The 20,401-nt window shown below is 49.8% G+C and carries 19 protein-coding genes; 10 read left to right on the plus strand and 9 right to left on the minus strand.

Features of this window, described 5'->3' with window-relative positions:
• Positions 1 to 282: 282 nt before the first annotated feature.
• Positions 283 to 1,884: a peptide ABC transporter substrate-binding protein gene (locus A9B99_RS01140; RefSeq protein WP_231889155.1), complete on the minus strand. Its 1,602-nt coding sequence runs from the start codon at positions 1,882 to 1,884 to the stop codon at positions 283 to 285.
• A gap of 210 nt (positions 1,885 to 2,094) precedes the next feature.
• Here A9B99_RS01140 and mpaA point away from each other — a divergent pair, with 210 nt between their 5' ends.
• A complete protein-coding gene (gene mpaA / locus A9B99_RS01145) occupies positions 2,095 to 2,802 on the plus strand; it encodes a murein tripeptide amidase MpaA (RefSeq protein WP_064593848.1) in 708 nt (235 codons plus the stop codon).
• On the opposite strand, the gene ycjG is transcribed toward mpaA, so the two are convergent.
• Positions 2,799 to 3,767 (minus strand): L-Ala-D/L-Glu epimerase, encoded by a 969-nt coding sequence (gene ycjG, locus A9B99_RS01150; protein ID WP_064593850.1) that lies wholly within the window; start codon positions 3,765 to 3,767, stop codon positions 2,799 to 2,801. The two genes, mpaA and ycjG, sit on opposite strands and share 4 nt — an antisense overlap.
• A gap of 220 nt (positions 3,768 to 3,987) precedes the next feature.
• Between ycjG and tpx the strand changes: the two genes are divergently transcribed.
• Positions 3,988 to 4,494, plus strand: coding sequence for a thiol peroxidase (gene tpx / locus A9B99_RS01155; protein ID WP_064593852.1), 507 nt, complete (start codon positions 3,988 to 3,990; stop codon positions 4,492 to 4,494).
• 53 nt (positions 4,495 to 4,547) lie between these two features.
• Here the strand turns inward: tpx and tyrR are convergent, their stop codons facing one another.
• The 7 genes from tyrR to pspA form a co-directional block, all read right to left on the minus strand.
• On the minus strand, positions 4,548 to 6,113 hold the full coding sequence (gene tyrR, locus A9B99_RS01160; RefSeq protein WP_064593853.1) for a transcriptional regulator TyrR: 1,566 nt from the start codon (positions 6,111 to 6,113) through the stop codon (positions 4,548 to 4,550).
• A gap of 194 nt (positions 6,114 to 6,307) precedes the next feature.
• Positions 6,308 to 7,372, minus strand: coding sequence for a YcjF family protein (locus A9B99_RS01165; RefSeq protein WP_064593855.1), 1,065 nt, complete (start codon positions 7,370 to 7,372; stop codon positions 6,308 to 6,310).
• A complete protein-coding gene (locus A9B99_RS01170; protein ID WP_064595438.1) occupies positions 7,369 to 8,766 on the minus strand; it encodes a YcjX family GTP-binding protein in 1,398 nt (465 codons plus the stop codon). Before A9B99_RS01170 ends, A9B99_RS01165 begins: the two co-directional genes overlap by 4 nt.
• 200 nt (positions 8,767 to 8,966) lie before the next feature.
• A complete protein-coding gene (locus A9B99_RS01175; RefSeq protein ID WP_064593857.1) occupies positions 8,967 to 9,197 on the minus strand; it encodes a phage shock protein PspD in 231 nt (76 codons plus the stop codon).
• On the minus strand, positions 9,194 to 9,553 hold the full coding sequence (gene pspC / locus A9B99_RS01180) for an envelope stress response membrane protein PspC (RefSeq protein ID WP_064593859.1): 360 nt from the start codon (positions 9,551 to 9,553) through the stop codon (positions 9,194 to 9,196). Before pspC ends, A9B99_RS01175 begins: the two co-directional genes overlap by 4 nt.
• Entirely contained in the window at positions 9,553 to 9,780 is a 228-nt protein-coding gene (pspB, locus tag A9B99_RS01185; RefSeq protein ID WP_064593861.1) for an envelope stress response membrane protein PspB, read from the minus strand. The genes pspC and pspB overlap by 1 nt, the downstream gene beginning before the upstream one ends.
• A gap of 50 nt (positions 9,781 to 9,830) precedes the next feature.
• The gene (gene pspA / locus A9B99_RS01190; RefSeq protein ID WP_064593863.1) at positions 9,831 to 10,502 is read right to left on the minus strand and encodes a phage shock protein PspA; all 672 of its coding nucleotides are present in this window, start codon (positions 10,500 to 10,502) and stop codon (positions 9,831 to 9,833) included.
• Positions 10,503 to 10,752: 250 nt separating this feature from the next.
• Between pspA and pspF the strand changes: the two genes are divergently transcribed.
• From pspF to A9B99_RS01230, 8 genes are all read left to right on the plus strand, one after another.
• The gene (pspF, locus tag A9B99_RS01195; RefSeq protein ID WP_064593866.1) at positions 10,753 to 11,742 is read left to right on the plus strand and encodes a phage shock protein operon transcriptional activator; all 990 of its coding nucleotides are present in this window, start codon (positions 10,753 to 10,755) and stop codon (positions 11,740 to 11,742) included.
• A gap of 98 nt (positions 11,743 to 11,840) precedes the next feature.
• Entirely contained in the window at positions 11,841 to 13,478 is a 1,638-nt protein-coding gene (sapA, locus tag A9B99_RS01200) for an ABC transporter substrate-binding protein SapA (RefSeq protein ID WP_064595440.1), read from the plus strand.
• Positions 13,475 to 14,440: a putrescine export ABC transporter permease SapB gene (gene sapB, locus A9B99_RS01205; protein ID WP_064593868.1), complete on the plus strand. Its 966-nt coding sequence runs from the start codon at positions 13,475 to 13,477 to the stop codon at positions 14,438 to 14,440. The genes sapA and sapB overlap by 4 nt, the downstream gene beginning before the upstream one ends.
• Positions 14,427 to 15,317, plus strand: coding sequence for a putrescine export ABC transporter permease SapC (sapC, locus tag A9B99_RS01210; protein ID WP_064593870.1), 891 nt, complete (start codon positions 14,427 to 14,429; stop codon positions 15,315 to 15,317). Before sapB ends, sapC begins: the two co-directional genes overlap by 14 nt.
• Positions 15,317 to 16,309: a putrescine export ABC transporter ATP-binding protein SapD gene (gene sapD / locus A9B99_RS01215; protein WP_064593872.1), complete on the plus strand. Its 993-nt coding sequence runs from the start codon at positions 15,317 to 15,319 to the stop codon at positions 16,307 to 16,309. The genes sapC and sapD overlap by 1 nt, the downstream gene beginning before the upstream one ends.
• A gap of 2 nt (positions 16,310 to 16,311) precedes the next feature.
• Entirely contained in the window at positions 16,312 to 17,121 is an 810-nt protein-coding gene (sapF, locus tag A9B99_RS01220; protein ID WP_064593875.1) for a putrescine export ABC transporter ATP-binding protein SapF, read from the plus strand.
• A gap of 222 nt (positions 17,122 to 17,343) precedes the next feature.
• Positions 17,344 to 18,132 carry an enoyl-ACP reductase FabI gene (gene fabI / locus A9B99_RS01225; protein ID WP_064593877.1) on the plus strand — a complete coding sequence of 263 codons (789 nt, stop codon included), beginning with the start codon at positions 17,344 to 17,346 and terminating at the stop codon, positions 18,130 to 18,132.
• 316 nt (positions 18,133 to 18,448) lie between these two features.
• On the plus strand, positions 18,449 to 20,380 hold the full coding sequence (locus tag A9B99_RS01230; RefSeq protein WP_064593880.1) for an exoribonuclease II: 1,932 nt from the start codon (positions 18,449 to 18,451) through the stop codon (positions 20,378 to 20,380).
• Positions 20,381 to 20,401 lie beyond the last annotated feature (21 nt).

The raw sequence follows: 20,401 nt of genomic DNA on the forward strand, positions 1-20,401 counted from the left end.
CAGGCACTATCTTGCCTTCACACAATCCATGGTGCAATGTTTGTAACGAACAGATCAACAGGCCTGAATGGCAGGGTCTGGTTAAAAGGTAATGAAAAGAGGAATATCAGAGACAGGCAAGAGAGATTTGCCCCTCCGGCGCTTATCTCCGGCACTCACAAATGTGGTGTTAGCTCTTTAGGGGCAATTCAATAATAAGATATCAGATAAATCCGATCAATGCGCCGGTGAGCAAAAATTGCCCCGCATCACAAATTGAGGCCCAGCCCTTGTACAGCCTGATTAATGCTTAATGATATACATTGTCCGACTGTAGGCGACATCTTCGGGGTTATCTATTGGGTAGCCTTTGACCCAGGGTTTAATCAAACGCCCATTGGTATACTGATATATTGGCGCTATCGGTGCCTGCTCTGCGAGGATTTTCTCGGCCTCATTATAATCCTTATTACGGGCCTTTTCGTCCGTTTCACTGGTTGCCTGAGCAATAACCTTGTCATATGCGCTTGAGCTGAAACGCGCGATATTACCACTGTTCGTTGACGTCATGAGCGACAGAAAGGTTGATGCTTCATTATAATCACCTATCCATGAAGCACGGATAACATCAAAATCACCGCTTCGGCGGCTGTCCAGGTAGGTTTTCCATTCCTGATTTTTCAGTGTCACTTCTGCACCGAGCGCTTTTCGCCACATTGAAGCAATGGCAATGGCGATTTTTTGATGGTTTTCTGATGTATTGTAAAGCAGAGATAACTTAAGCGGCTTTTCTGGCCCGAAGCCTGCCGCTGCCAGCAACATTTTTGCCTGCAGGTTGCGCTCTTCCTGAGTCATATCCTGGAACAGGGCGGGTTGAGGCATGAATCCATGTGTTACATCCGGTGTAAAATGCCAGGCGGGTTTTTCCCCGGTACCAAGAACCTTATGAGCAATAATGTCGCGGTTAATGGTCAGGCTTAATGCCAGCCGTACACGCGGATCCGCAGTTGGCCCTTTTTGGGTATTAAATGCGTAGTAGTATGTGCCCAGCTGAGGTGGTGTATAGACTTGTCCGGGAAGCGTCTCCAGCAGTTTGTGATACATGTTCTTCGGGAAGGATTCCGTAATGTCAATGCCACCGGACAGATAACGTTTGGTCGCCGCTGATTCCTGGTTAATTGGGATAAATGTCACCCTGGTGAGTACTGTTTTGGCATTATCCCAATACTGCCTGTTAGGTGTGACTACGAGTTTCTCGTTAACAACTCTGGAAGCCAGTACAAAGGCGCCGTTTCCCACCAGGTTCTCTGGGCGTGTCCAGTTGTTACCATATTTTTCTACCGTTGCCTGTTTTACCGGGAAAAGTGCAAAGCTTGCCGTTAGCAGTGGGAAAAAAGGCACGTTTTTATCGAGTTGTACCTGCAGCGTTCGGCTGTCGAGCGCACTGACACCCAGTTTGTCCGGAGCCACTTTGCCTTCGGTAATAGCCTGCGCATTTTCTATTCCGGCCAGTGCCGCAAATGACGCAAAAGGCGAGCTTGTCTTTGGGTCCACCAGGCGGCGCCAGCTATAAACAAAATCTTCTGCGGTTACCGGTGAGCCGTCAGACCAGCGGGCATCGGACCTCAGAGTAAACGTCCAGATACGGTTGTTATTAGTTTGCCACTTTGTTGCCACGCCAGGAATCAGTGCGCCTGTCGCATCCTGATTAGTAAGCCCTTCAAACAAATCACGAATTACCTGAATTTCAGGTAACCCGACAGCTTTAGCGGGATCCAGTGATGCAGGTTCATCTTTGATATGGCGATTTAATTCCTGCTTTGCTGCAAGCTGTGTCCCTGGCGGTACATCGGCGGCAAATGTGGCCGTTGTGGCACCGCCAACGATAATTGCACTGCAAAGCATTCGGGTAACGAGTTTCATGTGGCTTCCCTGGTTAGAGTTTATCTTTTCCGCACTGGTCGGCACTTTTGATAATTATTTGTTTTGACAGGAGCAATTGCAAACATTCTGTAATACTTTGTTGTAGCTTTTACGACGAACTGTAATCACGCCTGCCATACAGCAGTTCAACATGATTCGTCCTGGTAAACATTTCTGACAACAAGGTGATTTATGACGCTTTCACGAGCGAGACAATTACGCGGTAATTTCCAGACGTCCGCGCAACAATATGGCACCAGCGTTGGTGGGGCTCAGCTTCTCTGGTTTCCGGCCACTGAAATGCAGCCTTCTGCAGGATTGATTATGGCCGGGACCCATGGTGATGAAACTGCAAGTATTATCACCCTGTCCTGCGCGCTGCGGACGCTGGAAGAAACACACCGCCGCCATCATGTCATTCTTTGTGTTAACCCGGACGGCTGCCAGAGTGGTTTGCGGGCAAATTTACGCGGTGTGGATTTGAACCGGAATTTCCCGGCAGCCAACTGGAAACCGGGCGAGACCGTTTATCGCTGGAACACGCAGGCAGCGGTTCGTGATGTAAAACTCTCATCTGGTGAATTTGCCGGCTCTGAGCCAGAAACCCAGGCATTGTGCCAGTTAATCACCCGGATAAAACCTGCCTGGACTGTTTCGTTTCATGAGCCATTAGCCTGCGTTGAAGACCCATACCGCACAGCGCTTGGGGAATGGCTGGCGAAAATGCTGATGTTACCTCTGGTCACCAGCGTGGGCTACGCCACGCCGGGCTCATTTGGCAGTTGGTGTAAAGATAACAGTCTGCCATGTATTACAGCAGAATTACCGCCGGTATCTGCAGACCTCGCTTGTGAGCGTTTCCTGGATGGATTTATCAGCCTGCTTACTTACGAGGGTTAAAGATGTAACATGCCCGGTGTAAAGTTAAGCCCGGGCTCAACATCCACTGCCAGCCACGTTGGGCCATCCAGGTCCAAAAAACGCGCAGAAGGCACCAACGGTAATGCGGCAGTAATCGCACGTGAGGTACACAGCATACAACCTAACATAACCTCAAAACCTGCAGCTATTGCCGCCTGTTGTAATAACAATGCTTCTGTCAGCCCACCCGTTTTATCAAGCTTAATATTGACCATGTCATAATAGCCGGCCAGCGCATCCAGGTGTGAGCGCGTATGGCAGGATTCATCCGCACACACAGGCAAAGGGTGAATAAAATTCGCCAGTGCAGCATCGTCACCCGCTGGCAAGGGTTGCTCCAGCATGGCCACATTGAGGTCTGCAAGTAGCTGGCAACGGGCTGCCAGCCCTTCCACATGCCATGATTCATTAGCATCAACAATCAACGTTGCATCCGGCACAGCTGTACGAATAGCAACCATGCGCTCCGTTATCAGACGGTCGTCGAGCTTCACTTTTAATAAATGTGCGCCATTCAACCAGAGCCTTTGTGCTGCCTGAGCCATTCTTTCCGGGGTATCGATGACCACGGTTTGTGCCATTACCACACTTTCGGGCAAGGGAGTTTTCAGGTATTGCGGTAGCGTAAGCCCTGCGAGGCGAGACTCAAGATCCCATAATGCGCAGTCTACCGCGTTGCGGGCGGCCCCGGCAGGTAGTGCATCCTGGAGATCACTACGGTTCATTCCCAGTTCCAGGGCCGGTATGATACTTGCCACCTGAGCCAACACAGAAGCAGCTGTTTCCCCGTAACGCAGATAAGGTGTGCACTCCCCTACACCTTTTACTCCTGACTCATCAATAATTTCGACCACCACAACAATGGCCTGTTCGCGTGTTCCGCGGGCAATCGTAAAGGGTGTATTAAGTGGCCATGACTCCTCGTAGACACTGACATTTCTCATCACGGTTTATCCCTTTTGTGTTTAATGCAGTATATACCGTTGCACCCAATTATCTTCACGGACATCGGTTTAGTATTCTGGTGCAAATACTTCGCCACGGCTCTCTGTTAACAGTTTTGGCGCTACAATTGCCGGGATGTAAATAATTTTTTATATTCATTCGCTATGAGTTGGCTTACACTAGCTCAAGCGTTAACAATATGAGAACAGGAAAATAACTATGTCACAACTCGTTCATTTTCAGGGTAACCCGGTTGCCGTTAAAGGTCAGATCCCTCAGGCTGGTAGTGTTGCTGCGGCATTCACTCTGGTCGCAAAAGACCTTGCAGATATCTCCCTGAGCCACTATGCGGGTAAACGTAAAGTTCTGAATATTTTCCCAAGCATTGACACTGGTGTTTGCGCAGCATCTGTTCGCAAATTCAACCAACTGGCTACCGAAATGGATAACACTGTTGTGTTGTGCATTTCGGCTGACCTGCCATTTGCCCAGTCTCGCTTCTGCGGTGCTGAAGGCCTTAGCAATGTCGTGACACTTTCTACTCTGCGCCACCCTGAATTCCAGGATACTTATGGGGTGGGGATTGATGATGGTGCACTGAAAGGCCTGACCGCCCGTGCTGTTGTCGTGATCAACGAGAAAGATGAAGTGATTTTCAGCCAACTGGTTAATGAAATCACTGAAGAGCCGGATTACAGCGCCGCACTGGCCGCACTGAAAGGCTGATTGTTCGTTCTTTGATAAAAAGCCGGTTGGATTACAACCGGCTTTTTGTTTACTCACTCTTCCGTTTTACGCCCGCTCAGGCCATATTCCCTTAGCTTGTTCGCAATAGCGGTATGCGACACTCCGAGCCGCCTTGCCAGTTTACGTGTGCTGGGGTAATTACGGTAAAGCTGTGTGAGCACCGCACGTTCAAAGCGGCGCGTGATATCATCTAATGAGCCTTCCATAACGTCATCACCCACCGGCATCACGCTGGCATCCACATCCGGTAATAACACATCCTGAGAACGCAGTTCATAACCTTCAAGCTGAGTCAGAGCCCGGTAAATCGCATTTTTTAACTGCCGGACATTGCCCGGCCAGCTATAACGAGAAAGCACTGAATTTAATTCCGAGGATAACTTAGGCCGCGGCACACCTTGCTCATCAGCAAAGCGGGCAACGAACAACTCAGTAAGCGGCATGATATCCTGCGGGCAGTCACGCAATGGTGGAAGGTTTAATGTCAGGACATTCAGCCGATAATAAAGATCTTCACGGAATGCGCCTTTTTGCACCAGTTCGACAAGGTTTTTCTGGGTAGCGCAGATAACCCTTACATCAACATGCACTTCATGTTCATCGCCTACGCGGCGGAAGGTACCATCGTTGAGAAAACGCAACAGTTTTGCCTGCATGCGCGGCGACATTTCGCCAATTTCATCTAATAAGACGGACCCGCCATTCGCCTGCTCGAAAAACCCTTTTTTCCCTTCTGTAGCATTAGCATAAGCACCTGCAGCATGGCCGAATAATTCACTTTCGACGGCATCTTCCGGGATTGAAGCACAATTAAGCGCCAGGTAAGGTTTTTCTGCCCGGGGGCTCGCCATATGGCAGGCACGGGCAAACAAGTCTTTACCTGTACCTGTTTCACCGACAATAAGTAATGGGGCATTGAGCCCGGCCACTTTGCGCGCCAGTTCGACAACATGGCGCATTGCGCCACTCACCGCGACAACCTGGCTGAAAGCCTCCACATTTTGGTGATTCAGGTTCTGCAACTGCCTGCCCATACGAATGGTCGACTGGAGCATTACAACTGCACCACCAGGCACCGTTTCACCGCTTTCTTCAGCTTCAACCTGTACCGGGGTAATTTCCATCAGAAAATTTTGCCCGTTAATCACCACATGTTCGGTATGTGATGCAACCGGGCGGCTTTCCAGCCAACGGACAAAATTAAAACCGGGAATCAGGCTGGCCGCATTATGGTTACGTAGTTTATCAGCGTCTTGCCCAAACAATGCACAGCACGCCGGGTTTGCCATCTCCACTTTGCTTTTCATATCCAGCGATAATACGGGTTCAGGCAGTGCTTCCAGCAATGCACTTAACGCACGGTGCTCCCGCTCTGTAGGCATCCAGGGTACTGTGCGCACATCAGAGACACCAGGGATACGGCGAATTTCTGCCATCAGGCTGCTGAAGGTATCAAACGCCTGAGTGGAAAAATTGAGATAAATGCGCCCAATGGGATCAATTTCAATGCCCCGTAAATCGATACCACGCAGCACCAGTAAATCGAGTAGCTCACGCGTGAGCCCAAGGCGGTCTTCACAAAACACTTCAAGGCGCATGGCAGGAACCTATATAACAATCAAAAGGACAGTTTGTGATGATACTGCACTTCTGTGCTATCCAGAAGCTATCTGTCAACAAATATTGACAGCCATAAGTTATCAATCAGGGCATAGCGCGTTACAGGTAACAACGTGAAAGGTATCAACAAAGCAATAGCAGCACCGCACTTCTCTTCAGTGCGGTGTTTGGCTTAAGCGGAAGGTGTATTGGTCTGTTTACTGCGTTGCAATGTTGCACGAACCTCACTTATCAGTTCGCGGCGGAAATCGCCCAGTTTCGGTTTATCGCCTGTCCACGGGAGTGGGCGGCATAACTCCATGGTTTTTATTCCCAACCGGGCGGTCAACAGGCCAACGCCAATGCCCTGGGCAGCCCGGGCAGAAAGGCGTGCTGCCAGGTCCTGAGACATCCAGTCCATCCCCACTTCACGTACCAGTTCACTTGCTCCGGCGAAGGCAATATTCAGCAATACCATGCGAAACAGGCGGATACGGCTGAAGTACCCCAGTTCGATACCGTACAACCCCGCAATGTGGTTAATCAGCCGGATATTGCGCCAGGCCACAAACGCCATATCAACCAGTGCAAGTGGGCTGACTGCAATCATCAGCGAAGACTGCGCCGCTGAACGGCTGATGGCTTTACGCGCCTGGTTATCCAGAACCGGCTGTACCATTTGCCCGTACAGTGTGATGACTTCTTTGTCATTATGGGTTTCATGTAACGCCGAATACCAACGCTGCATGGCTGGATGGCGCTGATCAATCCCGGCCTTACCGGCAAGTTTTTCACAAAACACCCGTGCCTTGCCCGAAGCATAGCTGGTTAACATTTCGGCCGCTTCATGGCGTTCTTCGACTCGCTGGCGTAACTTCCATAACCTCCGCCATTCAGTTACCAGTGAACCGGCTCCCGCAACAACAATCAGCCCTCCCGCAGCGCAACCCCCCAGGCTTATCCAGTCCTGTGTGACCCAGGCATTGTGTGCCCATGTCACTCCCTGCGCCACCACGCTCACGCCGAAAATAGCCAGACCAAGCCCGACCAGACGCCGCCATACGCTTTTTTTCGGTTGCAGTGCGCGGGAAACCAGTGCTTCGGCCTGCTGGGCTTCTTCGTTTTCCGGTTCATTTACTTGCACAGGTTCAAAGTTTTCAGCCACATCAAATACTTTGGCCGGGCGCACCGTTGCTTCTGCCTTCTGCACTGGTTTTTCCTGGGAAAAATCAATGCGCGGTTTTATTGGTTCACTCATCGCAGCTTGTCTCCTATCAGGAACTCCATCGCAGCATCCAGCCGAATATGCGGTAAAGGGTTGTCAATATCCATGGGTAGCGGGCGAAATTGCTCAAAAGAGAACCCCTGCTGTTCCCAGAAAGCATTACCAGGCAAACGTGACGGCACTTCTCCTGGGAAGAATGTCAACGGTGTACCATCAGATAACCGGTGACCCTGTAACGCTGGAACTTTTTCGCCCTGATAATCCACCAACCCGGCAGTAGTTGCCTGAACAGATGCCAGCCCCATGCACTCCATTTTAATGCCTTCAAACGCAGCATTCTGCCAGGCATCCTGCACCAGTTGCTGGAGCAGGCTGACCAGGTTGGCATGCTGGTCATGGGTGACATGGTCTGCCTTGGTTGCCGCAAATAACAGCTTATCAATGACTGGTGAAAATAATCGCCGGTACAGTGTGCGCTGCCCGTAATGAAAGCTCTGCATTAATTGCGTTAGTGCGAGGCGCATGTCGTTAAACGCCTGCGGCCCGCTATTAAGTGGCTGCAGGCAATCAACCAGCACAATTTGCCGGTCAAACCGGATAAAGTGTTCCCGGTAAAAACCGCGAACTACATGCTGGCAATAATAGTCGTAGCGGGCCCGCAACATGCCTGCATTGGTTTGTTTCCCTGCCTGAGCAATGACATGGTCACCCAGGTTATCTACATCAGGCCAGGGGAAAAACTGCAATGCGGGAGCACCAGACATTTCGCCAGGCAGGACAAAACGCCCGGGCTGAATAAAGTGCAGGCCAGCCTGTTTACAGGCATGCAGATAATCAGTCCAGGCTGTGGCTATTTCTGCAAGGTGTTTTTCATCCGCCGGCGCGTTCGGGTCCAGGTCTTGCGACAAGGCCTGCCACTTTGCCGCCATCTCACCTCTGGCTCCTTTCAGCAGCCCTGTCATTTGGCGCGACCAGGCAGCATAGTCCAGCCCCAACATGGGAAGATCCAGTAACCATTCCCCCGGGTAATCCACGATATCGAGATACAGTGTGGCATTTTCTTTAAAATGCCGCATAACGCTGGTAGCTGAACGAAAACGAAGTGCAAGACGGATTTCGCTGACACCACGGGTTGGTGTGGGCCAGGCTGGAGGGCTGCCATAAAGCTGTGCAATCCCTTCATCATAGGTAAAGCGTGGAATACCCAAATTTTGCTGTGGTACCCGGCGGGCACCATACAGGCGCCCTTCCCGCGCAGCATTAAGCAAAGGCAGACGCGCGCCGGTTTGAATATTAAGTAATTGGTTAACGAAGGCAGTAATAAAAGCGGTTTTACCGCTACGGCTTAGCCCTGTGACAGCAAGGCGCAGGTGCCGGTCTGCTCCCCGGTTGACCAGAGCCTGAAACTCATTTTTTATTCGCTTCATAACATTCCTGTTATTTGCCAGTACACCCTTTGCCTGCTGCAAAGGCACCTGCATCTCATTGATTTAGATGGCGACCATTGACGACCAGGAGAAATAATAATCATACTGCTAATGACAAACACCAAACAAAATCAAGGTACTGACCACAGTATATACATGAACACCAGCCACTACACTGCCGGGGATTTACCCACCGGAGTTTATACATCAGGGTTATTATGCCAGCGTTGGGTGAATTTTTTCGCGCAAGTGCGTAACACAGGCTCCAGGGCAACGCCCAACAACAGCCGCAAGGGTTTGTGGGCCACCCGGCTAATCACCAGAGTGGCAACTCCGGCAGGCACAAAACGTAACGCGACCGTCGTGGCTAACATGGCCAGAGGTGCCAGGCGGCGATAGCCTGGCTCTGGTGTGCTGTTTACGGTTTTCATAGCTGACGAAACCGACTACGCAAAGTAAAGGAATCCGAGGTAATATAACGCTCCATTGCCTGTAGCCGCCTTTCACTTTCGCCAAGTAATTGATCAGCCTGTGCCAGCAGATGATGGTTGTCAGGTACCGGCTCCTGTTCGTCCTGCAAGCCTTCAGGTCGCGGGTCTAATGCAAATGTTAACGCGATATAGGCCACCACGACAAAAAAGAACAGACCAAAAAACAGCGACAATACCGTTATTGCCCGCACCAGCTTTACTGGTACGTCAAGGTATTCAGCAATCCCGGCACAGACCCCTTTAATCATCCCTTGTTGTGGGTTGCGCCAGAGTTTGCGTTTATGAAATGCGGCCATTAACGTTCCCTCCATCCAGGATGTTCAGCATCCAGTATTTGTTCCAGTGCCTGTATCCGGTCCTGCATACGCCTTGCCTCTCCCGTAAGTTGTTGCAAGCGTTGTTGCTCATTATTTGATAAAACACTTTCGCCTTTGTCACGGTTGCTGTAGTGCAGCCACAGCCAAACGGGGGCGACAAACAACATAAAAATGGTTAACGGAATAGCCAGAAAAAGCGCGCTCATTGGTTCTCCTTACTATATGAATGACGCTCACACAGGGTATCTGCGTGCAATCAGGCATTGTTGTCTTTGTTCATTTTGGCTTTCAGTGCCGCGATTTGTGCGCTGATTTCATCATCGGCTTTTAATTCTGCAAATTCCTGATCAAGGCTTTTACTTTTGCCAAACCGGTGGCTTTCCGCTTCTGCCTCCATCTGATCGATGCGGCGTTCAAACGCATCAAAACGCGCCATTGCTTCATCCAGTTTTCCGGTATCAAGCTGACGACGAACATCACGTGAGGAAGCCGCTGCCTGATGGCGCAAAGCCAGGGCTTGCTGGCGGGCCCGGGTTTCAGTCAGCTTATTTTCAAGCTCACCAATTTCTGTTTTCATGCGTAGCAAGGTTTCATCAATGTGCTCAACTTCGTTATTGAGGCTGGTAATAAGATCAGTGAGTTTCTGTTTTTCAATCAATGCCGCACGGGCCAGATCTTCTTTTTCTTTTCTCAGCGCCAGCTCGGCTTTTTCCTGCCACTCCAGTTGGCGAGCCTGTGCCTGGTCAATACGGCGCGTCAGCTGTTTTTTCTCTGCCAGTGCGCGGGCAGATGTTGAACGTACTTCGACCAGCGTATCTTCCATTTCCTGAATCATCAGCCGTACTAATTTTTGTGGATCTTCTGCTTTTTCCAGTAAGGAGTTGATGTTGGCATTAATGATGTCAGTAAAGCGCGAAAAAATTCCCATTTAAATCTCCTTAACCTGCCAGACTGAACATAGACAGGTTTCTGTGTTGTGCCAGAACAGGCTGGCATGCCTTTGACTGAGCTCTGGTATTCGCTATACCACCGCGATTACTCTTCTGCTGTACCCTGTGGGTATTACAAATTGCGTGCCAACATATCAACACATTGAAATAAAACATTTTTAATTATTTTACCTGCCAGGCAGAACTGGCTATAGTGGTTAAATACACCACCAAGTAGTGAATTTGACCATGACAGATGAGAAGGATAACCTGGTTGGCGAGTCCAATAACTTTCTTGAGGTGCTGGAGCATGCCTCACGCCTGGCTCAATTGAACAAACCCGTTTTGGTAGTTGGTGAACGGGGAACCGGTAAGGAGTTAGTTGCTCACCGGATTCATTACTTATCACCGCGCTGGCAAGGGCCATTTGTTTCACTCAACTGTTCGGCCCTTAATGAAAATTTACTGGATTCAGAGCTTTTTGGTCATGAGGCAGGTGCATTTACTGGGGCGCAAAAACGCCATCCCGGCAGGTTTGAACGCGCCGAAGGTGGAACGCTTTTTCTCGACGAATTAGCGACGGCTCCCATGCAGGTTCAGGAAAAACTGTTGCGGGTTATTGAGTACGGAGAGCTGGAACGTGTCGGTGGAACCCAGCCGCTCAAGGTTGATGTCAGACTGGTTTGTGCCACAAATGCCGACTTACCCGCGATGGCACACAGCGGACAGTTCAGAGCCGACCTGCTCGACCGTCTGGCATTTGATGTTGTTACTCTGCCCCCTTTACGCCAGCGTCAGTCCGATATTTTATTGCTGGCTCAACACTTTGCCATCCAAATGTGCCGGGAAATGGGCTTACCATTATTTGCCGGCTTTAGCGAACAGGCCGAGTCACAGTTACTGGCCTGGCCCTGGCCGGGTAATATTCGTGAATTGAAGAATGTTGTTGAACGCTCGGTTTACCGTCATGGTTCAAACCCCGAAGAGCTCGATAATATTGTCTTCAACCCTTTTTCAGGTTCCGGTTCGCAGTTAGCCGGGGAAGAGCCTGCCATATCACCAGCGCTTTCAGTACCGGTGTTACCCATAGATTTACGGGCCTTTCAGTTGCAACAAGAAAAAAGTCTGGTGCTAACAAGCCTGCAACAAACCCGTTTTAACCAGAAAATGGCGGCGGAAAAGTTGGGGTTAACCTACCACCAATTACGTGCTTTGCTCAAAAAACATCAAATCCACTAGCCCGTTGGCGATATTTACAGCAAACATTCCGACATTTTTTGGGATGGCGTTAAGAGTGCGATACACTTAAGTTCTTAGTTATCGTGACCCAAAAAAATATGCGCTCATTTCTCGTTTCATTGCTGGCCCTGCTGGGTTCTCTTAGCAGTACAGCTTATGCTACGTCACAGGACTCACCGCCAGACATTCACCAGAGCGGTTTTGTCTATTGTGCCAATGGCCAGGTTAATACCTTCAATCCGCAAAAAGTCAGTGAAGGTCTAACGGTGGATACCCTTGCGGCTCAACTTTATGACCGGTTACTTGATGTGGACCCTTACACTTACCGACTGGTGCCAGAACTCGCACAAAGTTGGGAAGTGCTGGATAATGGTGCCACCTTCCGCTTTCATTTACGCCATGATGTGGCTTTCCAGACTACTGCATGGTTTACGCCAACCCGCAATTTGAATGCGGATGATGTTGTGTTCAGTTTTAAACGCATCTTCGACAAGAACGACCCCTGGCATAGTGTCAATGGCGATAACTACCCCTATTTCGACAGCCTTCAGTTTGCTGATACCATTGAAAGTATTCGTAAGCTTGATAATTACACCGTTGAGTTTCGTCTTAAGCGCCCGGATGCTTCATTTTTATGGCACCTTGCCACGCACTATGCATCAGTAATGTCTGCGGAATATGCTCACAAGCTGGAAAATGCAGGTAAACAGGAGTTAATTGACCGCCTGCCGGTGGGGACCGGGCCGTTTAAACTCACTGAGTATCGCGCTGGGCAATTTATCCGCCTGGCACGGCATGAACATTACTGGCGCGGCGAGCCTAAAATGCCCCAGGTGGTGATTGATATGGGCTCTGGTGGTACCGGGCGTATGTCCCGTCTGCTCACTGGGGAATGCGATGTCCTTGCCTGGCCTGCTGCCAGCCAGTTGACCATTTTGCGTGATGACCCGCGTCTGCGCCTGACCTTACGCCCCGGGATGAATATTGCATTCCTGGCGTTCAATACCAACAAACCACCACTAAATAACCCGGCAGTTCGGCATGCTCTGTCGCTATCGATTAATAACCAACGCCTGATGCAGTCAATTTATTATGGTACGGCAGAAACAGCAGCCTCCATTCTGCCGCGTGCATCCTGGGCGTATGACAGTAGTTCCAAAATTACGGAATACAACCCGGAAAAATCACGTCAGCAACTGGAAGCACTGGGTATCAAAAATCTGACATTACAGCTTTGGGTACCAACCACTTCCCAACCCTGGAACCCCAGCCCACTTAAAACGGCTGAACTGATTCAGGCAGATATGGCACAAGTTGGCGTGAAGGTGATTATTCGTGCGGTTGAAGGTCGTTTCCAGGAAGCCCGGTTAATGGATATGAGCCACGACCTGACATTAACCGGTTGGGCAACGGACAGTAATGATCCGGACAGTTTCTTCCGACCGTTACTAAGTTGTGCCGCAAGCCGTTCACAAACCAATTTTTCTCACTGGTGTAACCGGGATTTTGATGCTGTGTTACAGCAGGCTCTGGACTCCTCCCAGCTTTCATCGCGCATTGAAGCCTACCGTCAGGCTCAGCAGATTCTGGCACAGGAGCTTCCGGTTTTACCGCTGGCTTCTTCACTGCGTTTACAGGCCTATCGGTATGATATGAAAGGACTGGTGCTAAGCCCCTTTGGCAGTGCTTCATTTGCCGGAGTCTGGCGTGAAACCCCTGAGGTGAAAAAACCATGATTATTTTCACATTGCGCCGCTTGTTATTACTGATAGTGACCTTGTTTTTACTTTCATTTGTGGGGTTCAGCCTGAGTTATTTCACTCCCCATGCGCCACTACAGGGAGCCTCGGTGTGGAATGCCTGGCTATTTTGGTTCAACAGTTTAATCCACTGGGATTTTGGTGTTTCCAGTATTAATGGTCAGTCAATTAATGAACAACTTGCCGAAGTTTTTCCGGCGACCCTTGAATTATGCATTTTGTCATTCGGTCTGGCACTGGTAGTCGGTATCCCGTTGGGTATGCTCGCTGGTGTCACTCGTTATAAATGGCAGGACAACCTTATTTCAACTTTGGCGCTTATAGGATTCTCCATTCCGGTGTTCTGGCTTGCGCTATTGCTGACTTTATTTTTCTCACTTACGTTAGGCTGGTTACCTGTCTCGGGACGAATAGATTTGCTCTATCAGGTCAAAGATGTAACAGGTTTTGCATTAATTGATGCCTGGCTTTCAGATTCACCTTATCGCACTCAGATGATTATGAGTGTGCTACGTCATATGGTGCTGCCAGTTGCCACATTGACTCTCGCGCCTATGACTGAAGTGGTGCGCTTAATGCGCATCAGCACTATTGAGGTTTTCGATACCAATTACATTAAAGCGGCGGCCACCCGCGGTGTGTCACGGTTTACCGTTCTGCACCGGCATGTACTGCATAATGCCCTTCCCCCGGTGATTCCCCGTTTGGGTTTGCAATTCTCCACTATGCTCACGCTCGCGATGATAACTGAAGTGGTCTTTAGCTGGCCGGGTCTGGGCCGCTGGTTGGTTAATGCCATTCGCCAACAAGATTATGCCGCCATTTCTGCGGGGGTAATGGTCATTGGCTCATTAGTTATTATTGTCAATGTTGTTTCAGATATTCTGGGTGCGCTTGCCAACCCATTGAAGCATAAGGAATGGTATGCCCTACGATAATGTTTACAGCGAAAAGCGTCCACCAGGGCCGTTGCTGATTACCTGGCGAAAATTTTATGGTGATACGCCAGCAATGATTGGCCTGTATGGGTGTGGGGCATTATTGCTTTTGTGCCTGTTCGGCCGTGTTTTTGCCCCTTATGGTATTGACCAACAGTTTTTGGGCTATCAATTATTGCCGCCGTCCTGGTCACGTTATGGTGATGTGTCTTTCTTTCTCGGCACTGATGATTTAGGGCGTGATGTGTTGAGCCGGCTGCTCAGTGGCGCATTGCCCACTGTGGGGGGCGCGTTTGTAGTTACCCTGGCGGCAGCATTTTGCGGGCTGATCATGGGCGTGTTTGCCGGTTCAACTCATGGTCTGCGTTCTGCCGCGCTTAACCATATTCTGGACGCACTGCTGTCGATTCCGTCACTGTTACTGGCGATTATAGTTGTTGCTTTCGCCGGGCCACACTTGTTTCATGCCATGTTTGCAGTCTGGCTTGCCTTGTTACCACGTATGGTACGTTCCGTTTATCTGTTGGTGCATGATGAACTGGAAAAAGAGTATGTCATTGCTACACGGCTTGATGGTGCTTCCACACTGAATATTCTGGTTTACTCAGTTATGCCAAATATTGCCGCCGGGTTGGTGGGGGAAGTCACCCGCGCTTTTTCTATTGCAATCCTGGATATTGCAGCGCTCGGTTTTCTCGACCTTGGCGCACAACTTCCTTCTCCAGAATGGGGAGCGATGCTGGGTGATGCACTTGAGTTGATCTACGTTGCCCCCTGGACCGTGATGTTGCCAGGCGCTGCTATCATGATAAGTGTCCTGTTGATTAACCTGCTGGGTGATGGTATTCGCCGCGCAATCATTTCAGGGGTGGAATAATGCCATTATTGGATATACGCAATCTCACCATTGAATTGAAAACCAGCGAAGGCTGGGTTAAAGCGGTTGACCGGGTCAGCCTGACACTCAATGAAGGTGATGTCCGGGGTCTGGTTGGTGAGTCTGGCTCAGGTAAAAGTCTGATAGCCAAAGCATTGTGTGGTGTCACGAAAGATAACTGGCGAGTTACAGCTGACCGTATGCGTTTTGACGATATCGATTTGATGCGCCTGTCATCAAGGGAACGTCGCAAACTTATCGGGCACAATGTTTCAATGATTTTTCAGGAGCCACAATCCTGTCTTGACCCTTCGGAATCAATTGGCCGTCAGTTAATGCAAAATATTCCGGGGTGGACCTGGAAAGGCCGTTGGTGGAAACGGTTTGGCTGGCGTAAGCGCCGGGCTATCGAGTTGCTTCACCGCGTGGGAATTAAAGATCATAAAGATGCCATGCGCAGCTTTCCGTATGAATTAACGGAAGGTGAATGCCAGAAAGTGATGATTGCCATTGCCCTTGCTAACCAACCAAGACTTTTGATTGCGGATGAGCCAACTAATGCGATGGAACCCACCACACAGGCGCAAATTTTCCGGTTACTCAGCCGGCTAAACCAGAACAACAATACGACAATTTTGTTGATAAGCCATGACTTGCAAATGTTGAGCCAGTGGACAGACCGGATCATAGTAATGTATTGCGGGCAGACCGTGGAATCAGCACCCAGTGATGAACTGATTTCAATGCCTTACCATCCGTATACCCAGGCGCTGATTCGTGCTATTCCAGATTTCGGCAGTGCAATGCCGCATAAAAGCCGGCTGAACACCCTGCCGGGCGCCATTCCGCTACTGGAACATTTGCCTATTGGCTGTCGGCTTGGTCCACGCTGCCCTTACGCCCAGCGTGAATGTATTGAAACTCCACGCCTGACTGGAGCACGTAGCCGGCAATACGCATGCCACTTCCCGTTAAATATGGAGAGCCAGTAATTATGGTGGAAACATTACTCGAAGTCAGAAACCTGAGTAAAACTTTCCGCTACCGCACAGGAATGTTTCACCGGCAACTGGTTGAAGCGGTTAAACCACTGAGTTTTATGCTCAGGGAGCGGCAAACGCTGGCTATTATTGGCGAGAATGGTTCGGGAAAATCAACCCTGGCAAAAATGCTGGCGGGGATGGTGGAACCAACCGCCGGTGAAGTGGTGATTAATGACCACCTATTGCATTATGGCGATTATGCCTGGCGCTGCCAGCAAATACGCATGATCTTTCAGGATCCGTCCACCTCGCTCAATCCGCGCCAACGGGTTTCCCAAATACTGGATTTCCCCTTACGCCTGAATACGGAGTTAGAGCCAGAGGCGCGCCGTAAACAGATAGTGGAAACACTACGTATGGTTGGATTGTTACCGGATCACGCCAGCTACTACCCGCATATGCTTGCTCCCGGGCAAAAACAGCGCCTGGGTCTGGCCCGTGCGTTAATTCTCCGGCCAAAAGTGATTATTGCTGATGAAGCACTGGCATCTCTGGATATGTCTATGCGTTCTCAGTTGATTAACCTCATGCTGGAATTGCAAGAGAAACAAGGTATTTCATATATTTATGTTACTCAGCATATAGGCATGATGAAACACATTAGTGATCAGGTAATGGTGATGCAGCATGGCGAAGTCGTTGAGCGTGGCAGTACCGCAGATGTGCTTGCATCGCCATTGCATGAGCTGACCCGCAGGCTTATCGCCAGCCATTTTGGGGAAGCACTGACTGCAGATGCCTGGCGTAAAGACAAAAAATAGCTCAGCAAGGTTTATATACGCGCTGGTTGGATGAGGCGCTATGCTATTGAGTGATATACTGCGCCAGCGTTATGCGGCCTGCTCCGCGTGCCCGCCAAATAGTTAGATAGTTATGTTGTGATTGGTGCGCTATAACTTCGGGCTGATTTCGAATAATTGAAAAAATTGCTTTTAATAAATTGAATTTAAAGCAAATAAGTACTGACAATAAGGATTAAAACTATGGGTTTTCTTTCCGGTAAGCGCATTCTGGTCACTGGTCTCGCCAGCAACCGCTCCATCGCCTACGGTATTGCTCAGGCTATGCACCGTGAAGGTGCTGAGCTTGCTTTCACTTACCAGACGGACAAACTGAAAAGCCGCGTGGAAGAGTTTGCCGCCAGTTTTGGCTCCAGCATTGTACTGCAATGCGATGTTGCTGAAGACGCCAGTATCGACGGTATGTTTGTTGAGCTGGCAAAAAGCTGGCCAACGTTCGATGGTTTTGTACATTCTATTGGTTTTGCTCCAGCCGACCAGTTAGATGGTGATTACGTCAATGCCGTCACTCGTGAAGGTTTCAAAATTGCCCATGACATCAGTGCCTACAGCTTTGTCGCAATGGCTAAATCCTGCCGCCAAATGCTGAATCCTGGCGCAGCATTGCTGACACTGTCTTACCTGGGGGCTGAGCGTGCTATCCCTAACTACAACGTAATGGGGCTGGCGAAAGCATCTCTGGAAGCCAATGTTCGTTATATGGCGAATGCGATGGGGCCGGAAGGCGTGCGAGTGAACGCCATTTCGGCTGGCCCGATTCGTACCCTGGCAGCCTCCGGCATTAAAGATTTCCGTAAAATGCTGGCTCACTGTGAAGCGGTAACACCCATTCGCCGTACCGTGACTATCGAAGACGTCGGTAATACAGCTGCATTCCTGTGCGCTGACCTTTCTGCCGGGATCTCCGGTGAAGTGGTCCATGTGGATGGCGGCTTCAGCATTGCCGCAATGAACGAGCTTGAACTGAAATAATTCGTCAAGGCGTTTTCTGTTAAACCAGAAAAGAGCAGTGATTCACTGCTCTTTTTTTATACCCTTAACAGTTTAAAGCATGCCAGATAAGCAGCCTGTTACAGATTGCCGGTACCGGGTCTCAGGAAATTTTCCCTTACTCAATGGGCAAACAGAACTGATAAAGCGTATTTAACCGGACAACCTGCTTGTAATCAGGTTGCGTCAAGGGGAATAATTGCACAGACAAGTGGGAACACAGGCAAACTTCGCTTGCCGCCATACGCGTATTCGCGTAAAACTGTCTGCCGCTCTTTAGGCTACCGATACCAATATTATGTTTCAGGATAACCCGCTGCTTGCGCAGCTAAAACAGCAACTTCATTCTCAAACCCCGCGAGCAGAAGGCGTGGTCAAAGCAACTGAAAAAGGATTTGGTTTCCTTGAGGTTGACGCGCAGAAAAGCTATTTCATTCCCCCCCCACAAATGAAGAAAGTGATGCATGGCGACCGCATTATCGCCGTCATTCACACAGACAAGGATCGTGAATCGGCTGAACCCGAAGAGCTGGTTGAACCTTTCCTGTCTCGCTTTGTAGGCCGGGTACAAAAAAAAGACGATAAACTGTCTATTATTCCGGACCATCCATTACTGCGTGATGCCATTCCTTGCCGCCCTGCCCGCCAGGTAAATCATGAGTTCCAGCAAGGTGACTGGGCTGTCGCAGAAATGCGCCGTCACCCATTAAAAGGCGATCGCACTTTTTATGCCGAGCTGACTCAGTTTATTACTTTCGGCGATGACCATTTCGTTCCCTGGTGGGTGACTCTTGCACGCCATAATCTGGAGCGTGAAGCACCTGATGGTGTTGCCACTGAACAGCTGGATGAGCACCTTAATCGTGAAGATTTAACCCAACTGGAGTTTGTCACCATTGACAGCGCCAGTACGGAAGATATGGATGATGCGTTGTTTGTTCAGGCTACAGAAGGTGATGTACTGCAACTGACCGTTGCTATTGCAGATCCAACAGCCTGGATTGCTGAAAACAGCAAACTGGATAAGATTGCGCAGGTTCGCGCCTTTACCAACTACCTGCCTGGCTTCAACATTCCGATGCTGCCGCGTGAACTGTCTGATGACCTGTGTTCATTGCGTCCGAATATGCCACGTCCGGTACTGGCTTGCCGCATGGATATTCTCGCTGATGGCGCCATTGCAAACATCCATTTCTTTGCCGCGACCATCGAATCTAAAGCTAAGCTGGCTTATGACAATGTTTCTGATTATCTTGAGAAACAAGGCGAGTGGCAGCCTGACTCTGAAGCTGTAGCACAACAAATTGGTCTGCTGGCTCAAATTTGCCAGCGCCGCAGTCAATGGCGTGAAACCCATGCTCTGGTGTTTAAAGACCGCCCGGATTACCGCTTCATTCTGGGTGAAAAAGGTGAAGTGCTGGATATCGTTGCTGAGCCGCGTCGGATTGCCAACCGCATTGTTGAGGAGTCCATGATTGCAGCCAACCTTTGTGCTGCACAGGTATTGAAAGAAAAACTGGGCTTTGGCATTTACAACATTCATGCCGGTTTTGACCCGTCTTCTGTTGAACAACTCGCGGCCTTGCTCAAAAACCACGGTATTGAAGCAGATGCTCAGGCTTTACTTACCCTGCCGGGTTTCTGTACCCTGCGCCGTGAGCTTGACAGCCAGCCTTCCTCTTTCCTGGACAGCCGTACCCGTCGTTTCCAGTCTTTTGCTGAAATCAGCACTGAACCGGGGGCTCACTTTGGGCTGGGTTTTGAAGCCTACGCAACCTGGACATCACCAATTCGTAAATATGGTGACATGGTAAACCACCGTTTGCTGAAAGCGATTATCAAAGGTGAGACGGTTGCTCGTCCTGCAGATGAATTAACCATTCAAATGGCTGAGCGTCGTCGTCTTAACCGTATGGCTGAACGTGATGTTGGTGACTGGCTGTATGCACGGTTTCTGAATGACAAAGCAGGTACAGATACTCAGTTTAATGCTGAGATAATTGATGTTTCGCGCGGGGGGATGCGTGTACGCCTGGTTGATAATGGCGCAGTTGCCTTTATCCCTGCGCCGTTTATTCATGCTGTTCGTGATGAACTGGTTTGTAGCCAGGAACTGGGAACCGTGCAGATCAAAGGTGAAACTTGTTACAAAGTCACTGATGTTATTCGGGTTACCATTGCAGAAGTCCGTATGGAAACACGCAATATCATTGCACGTATCGCCGGGTGACAGCTCTGTTGAGTACTTATC

Source organism: Mangrovibacter phragmitis, assembly GCF_001655675.1.
Lineage (GTDB): Bacteria > Pseudomonadota > Gammaproteobacteria > Enterobacterales > Enterobacteriaceae > Mangrovibacter > Mangrovibacter phragmitis.